The organism is Crystallibacter degradans (genome assembly GCF_012952295.1).
Taxonomy (GTDB): domain Bacteria; phylum Actinomycetota; class Actinomycetes; order Actinomycetales; family Micrococcaceae; genus Crystallibacter; species Crystallibacter degradans.
This window is the reverse complement of record NZ_JABBCH010000041.1, coordinates 1-5,660: the sequence shown is the minus strand read 5'-3', so window position 1 is coordinate 5,660 and position 5,660 is coordinate 1. Positions and strand designations below refer to the sequence as shown.

Annotated in this window: 3 rRNA genes; all 3 read right to left on the bottom strand. The window is 56.2% G+C overall.

The features are described 5' to 3' along the window. Positions 1–54: 54 nt before the first annotated feature. Positions 55–171, bottom strand: a 5S ribosomal RNA gene (gene rrf, locus HGO92_RS22840). Positions 172–403: 232 nt separating this feature from the next. Further along, positions 404–3,546: ribosomal RNA gene (locus HGO92_RS22835) — 23S ribosomal RNA — on the bottom strand. A 461-nt stretch (positions 3,547–4,007) separates the two neighbouring features. Further along, positions 4,008–5,531 (bottom strand): 16S ribosomal RNA (locus HGO92_RS22830). The 16S, 23S and 5S rRNA genes sit together here, the layout of an rRNA operon. Positions 5,532–5,660 lie beyond the last annotated feature (129 nt).

The following is a 5,660-nucleotide window of genomic DNA, read 5'->3' as shown; positions in this document are numbered from 1 at the left end:
TTAAATGGGTGAAGGGCTCCACCGTCATGGTGGAGCCCTTCACTTTCAAAAGATGTCCGGCGGTGACCTACTCTCCCACACCCTCCCGGGTGCAGTACCATCGGCGCTGTGGGTCTTAGCTTCCGGGTTCGGAATGGGACCGGGCGTTTCCCCCACGCTATGACCGCCGTAACCCTTGCCACCCCGGGCCGCCCGTCGTTGCCCGGAAAAGAGTTTCCGGGCTGCGGGCAGGGGGTGAAACCTGTGGTTACATCAGTTCATTCTTGGACTGTATGTAATTGTGGTGTTCCTGCGGACGGTTGTTGTCCGGGAACCACATAGTGGACGCGATGCAAGTATCTTTTCCTTCCCCTCTACGTTGCCGTGAAACCGTTTGAAGTCGGTTTTACGGCCAGGGAAGTGTGTGGTGTAAGTTATCGGCCTATTAGTACCGGTCAGCTTCACAGGTCTTTAGTCCCTGCTTCCACATCCGGCCTATCAACCCAGTGGTCTGGCTGGGGGCCTCCCACACCTCGAGGGTGTATGGAAATCTCATCTTGAAGCCGGCTTCCCGCTTAGATGCTTTCAGCGGTTATCCAATCCGAACGTAGCTAATCAGCGATGCACTTGGCAGTACAACTGACACACCAGAGGTTCGTCCGTCCCGGTCCTCTCGTACTAAGGACAGACCTTCTCAAATTTCCTGCGCGCGCAGCGGATAGGGACCGAACTGTCTCACGACGTTCTAAACCCAGCTCGCGTACCGCTTTAATGGGCGAACAGCCCAACCCTTGGGACCTACTCCAGCCCCAGGATGCGACGAGCCGACATCGAGGTGCCAAACCATGCCGTCGATATGGACTCTTGGGCAAGATCAGCCTGTTATCCCCGAGGTACCTTTTATCCGTTGAGCGACGGCCATTCCACAATGTGCCGCCGGATCACTAGTCCCGACTTTCGTCCCTGCTCGAGATGTCTCTCTCACAGTCAAGCTCCCTTGTGCACTTACACTCGCCACCTGATTGCCAACCAGGCTGAGGGAACCTTTGGGCGCCTCCGTTACTCTTTAGGAGGCAACCGCCCCAGTTAAACTACCCATCAGGCACTGTCCCTGACCCGGATTACGGGCCGAAGTTAGATGTCCAGAGTGACCAGAGTGGTATTTCAACGATGACTCCACCCGAACTGGCGTCCGGGCTTCACAGTCTCCCACCTATCCTACACAAGCCACACCGAACACCAATACCAAACTATAGTAAAGGTCTCGGGGTCTTTCCGTCCTGCTGCGCGTAACGAGCATCTTTACTCGTAGTGCAATTTCGCCGAGTTTATGGTTGAGACAGCGGGGAAGTCGTTACTCCATTCGTGCAGGTCGGAACTTACCCGACAAGGAATTTCGCTACCTTAGGATGGTTATAGTTACCACCGCCGTTTACTGGGGCTTAAATTCTCAGCTTCGCCCCCGAAGGGGCTAACCGGTCCTCTTAACCTTCCAGCACCGGGCAGGAGTCAGTCCGTATACATCGTCTTGCGACTTCGCACGGACCTGTGTTTTTAGTAAACAGTCGCTTCCCCCTGGTCTCTGCGGCCCACACCCGCTCCACAGAGCAAGTCTGTATCACGGGGCAGGCCCCCCTTCTCCCGAAGTTACGGGGGCATTTTGCCGAGTTCCTTAACCATAATTCTCTCGATCGCCTTGGTATTCTCTACCTGATCACCTGTGTCGGTTTGGGGTACGGGCGGCTAAAACCTCGCGTCGATGCTTTTCTCGGCAGCATAGGATCACCAGATCCCCCCATACGGGGGTCCCGTCAGGTCTCAGGCTTAATGAACGGCGGATTTGCCTACCGTTCGCCCTACATCCTTGGACCGGGACTACCATCGCCCGGCCTGGCTACCTTCCTGCGTCACACCTGTTAATACGCTTACCTCCCCGGTTCAGGTCCCGCGCGCCCCGCACATACTGGCCCCGAAGGGCACGGATGCACGGTTTGGACGGTTAGTATCACCGGCTCGGTATGGGCGGTTTTTCGCCGGTACGGGAATATCAACCCGTTGTCCATCGACTACGCCTGTCGGCCTCGCCTTAGGTCCCGACTTACCCAGGGCAGATTAGCTTGACCCTGGAACCCTTGATCATTCGGCGGACGGGTTTCCCACCCGTCTTTCGCTACTCATGCCTGCATTCTCACTCGTGTAGGCTCCACCGCTGGTTTCCACCGCGGCTTCACTGCCCACACGACGCTCCCCTACCCATCCACGCCCCTGAACCAAGGGAACAAGTCCCCGGCTTGGGTAATACATGAATGCCACAACTTCGGCGGTGTACTTGAGCCCCGCTACATTGTCGGCGCGGAATCACTTGACCAGTGAGCTATTACGCACTCTTTCAAGGATGGCTGCTTCTAAGCCAACCTCCTGGTTGTCTTCGCAACTCCACATCCTTTCCCACTTAGCACACGCTTAGGGGCCTTAGTTGGTGGTCTGGGCTGTTTCCCTCTCGACTATGAAGCTTATCCCCCACAGTCTCACTGCTGCGCTCTCACTTGCCGGCATTCGGAGTTTGGCTGACGTCAGTAACCTTGTAGGGCCCATCGGCCATCCAGTAGCTCTACCTCCGGCAAGAAACACGCAACGCTGCACCTAAATGCATTTCGGGGAGAACCAGCTATCACGGAGTTTGATTGGCCTTTCACCCCTACCCACAGCTCATCCCCTCCATTTTCAACTGAAGTGGGTTCGGTCCTCCACGCGCTCTTACACGCGCTTCAACCTGGCCATGGGTAGATCACTCCGCTTCGGGTCTAGATCACGCCACTGCAACGCCCTGTTCAGACTCGCTTTCGCTACGGCTTCCCCACACGGGTTAACCTCGCGACGTAACACTAACTCGCAGGCTCATTCTTCAAAAGGCACGCCGTCACAGCTGCTAGGGCTGCTCCGACGGATTGTAAGCACACGGTTTCAGGTACTGTTTCACTCCCCTCCCGGGGTACTTTTCACCTTTCCCTCACGGTACTTGTCCGCTATCGGTCATCAGGTAGTATTTAGGCTTACCAGGTGGTCCTGGCGGATTCGCACGGGATTTCTCGGGCCCCGTGCTACTTGGGATACTCTCCAAGCGGCAGCACACATTACGGTTACAGGGCTAACACCTTCTCCGGCCGGCCTTTCAAGACCGTTCACCTATGCATCTGCACTCACTTCAGCTGTCCGGCAGAACAGCAGCGGAAAGTCCCGCAACCCCGGCCATGCAACGCCCGCCGGCTATCACACATGACTCGGTTTAGCCTCATCCGCGTTCGCTCGCCACTACTAACGGAATCACTGTTGTTTTCTCTTCCTGCGGGTACTGAGATGTTTCACTTCCCCGCGTTCCCTCCACGTACCCTATGTGTTCAGATACGGGTCACCAGGTAACACAAGTGCCCCTGGCGGGGTTTCCCCATTCGGACATCCTGGGATCAAAGTTCGGTTATCAACTCCCCCAGGCTTTTCGCAGATTCCCACGTCCTTCTTCGGCTCCTGATGCCAAGGCATCCACCGTGTGCTCTTAAAAACTTGACCACAAAAGATCAAAATCAGCATTAATATCGAGAGAACCACAGATCCAAAACAGATCCAGGTTCATCAAAATTGCTTCTTTATAAGATGCTCGCGTCCACTATGTAGTTCTCAAACAACAACCCCGTCGCACCCATCCCCGCACCACGGACAAAACCATGGCCCGGACCCGGACTGCGCAGGAAACCAGAAACAAACAAACACCGGCCCTCGCGAACCGGTCCCTGTTGCCTCAGGACCCAACAGTGTGCCAAACAATAACCCCCCGGACAACCCCCACACTTTCCAGGCACCCCCGCAAAAGGGGACACCGTACCGGCATGGAAACCGCCAAGAGAAAATCTATCCGTTGATATTCCACCCTCGAGCACCCACCGCAGAACAAACGCCTGCGCAATGGGCTCTCCTGCAAACCGCACAACCAACACTTAGGAAGGCCGCGCAAAATTTGAGGTGCTCCTTAGAAAGGAGGTGATCCAGCCGCACCTTCCGGTACGGCTACCTTGTTACGACTTAGTCCCAATCGCCGGTCCCACCTTCGACGGCTCCCTCCCACAAGGGGTTAGGCCACCGGCTTCGGGTGTTACCAACTTTCGTGACTTGACGGGCGGTGTGTACAAGGCCCGGGAACGTATTCACCGCAGCGTTGCTGATCTGCGATTACTAGCGACTCCGACTTCATGAGGTCGAGTTGCAGACCTCAATCCGAACTGAGACCGGCTTTTTGGGATTAGCTCCACCTCACAGTATCGCAACCCTTTGTACCGGCCATTGTAGCATGCGTGAAGCCCAAGACATAAGGGGCATGATGATTTGACGTCGTCCCCACCTTCCTCCGAGTTGACCCCGGCAGTCTCCTATGAGTCCCCGCCATAACGCGCTGGCAACATAGAACGAGGGTTGCGCTCGTTGCGGGACTTAACCCAACATCTCACGACACGAGCTGACGACAACCATGCACCACCTGTAAACCGGCCCCGAAGGGAAACCGCATTTCTGCGGCGGTCCGGTCCATGTCAAGCCTTGGTAAGGTTCTTCGCGTTGCATCGAATTAATCCGCATGCTCCGCCGCTTGTGCGGGCCCCCGTCAATTCCTTTGAGTTTTAGCCTTGCGGCCGTACTCCCCAGGCGGGGCACTTAATGCGTTAGCTACGGCGCGGAAAACGTGGAATGTCCCCCACACCTAGTGCCCAACGTTTACGGCATGGACTACCAGGGTATCTAATCCTGTTCGCTCCCCATGCTTTCGCTCCTCAGCGTCAGTTACAGCCCAGAGACCTGCCTTCGCCATCGGTGTTCCTCCTGATATCTGCGCATTTCACCGCTACACCAGGAATTCCAGTCTCCCCTACTGCACTCTAGTCTGCCCGTACCCACTGCAGACCCGGGGTTGAGCCCCGGGCTTTCACAGCAGACGCGACAAACCGCCTACGAGCTCTTTACGCCCAATAATTCCGGACAACGCTTGCGCCCTACGTATTACCGCGGCTGCTGGCACGTAGTTAGCCGGCGCTTCTTCTGCAGGTACCGTCACTTTCGCTTCTTCCCTGCTGAAAGAGGTTTACAACCCGAAGGCCGTCATCCCTCACGCGGCGTCGCTGCATCAGGCTTTCGCCCATTGTGCAATATTCCCCACTGCTGCCTCCCGTAGGAGTCTGGGCCGTGTCTCAGTCCCAGTGTGGCCGGTCACCCTCTCAGGCCGGCTACCCGTCGTCGCCTTGGTGAGCCATTACCTCACCAACAAGCTGATAGGCCGCGAGTCCATCCAAAACCAATAAATCTTTCCACCCACCACCATGCGGTGACAGGTCGTATCCGGTATTAGACCCGGTTTCCCAGGCTTATCCCAGAGTCAAGGGCAGGTTACTCACGTGTTACTCACCCGTTCGCCACTAATCCCCGGTGCAAGCACCGGATCATCGTTCGACTTGCATGTGTTAAGCACGCCGCCAGCGTTCGTCCTGAGCCAGGATCAAACTCTCCGTTAATGTTTACTAACAGACACAACACCGGCCCCCGGGAAAACGGGAACCAGCACTGCACTAAATTCAAACCAGGCTAAAAAACATCGCGGCACACCACGGAGGCGGTGCCCCACGACAATAATTCAACCAATA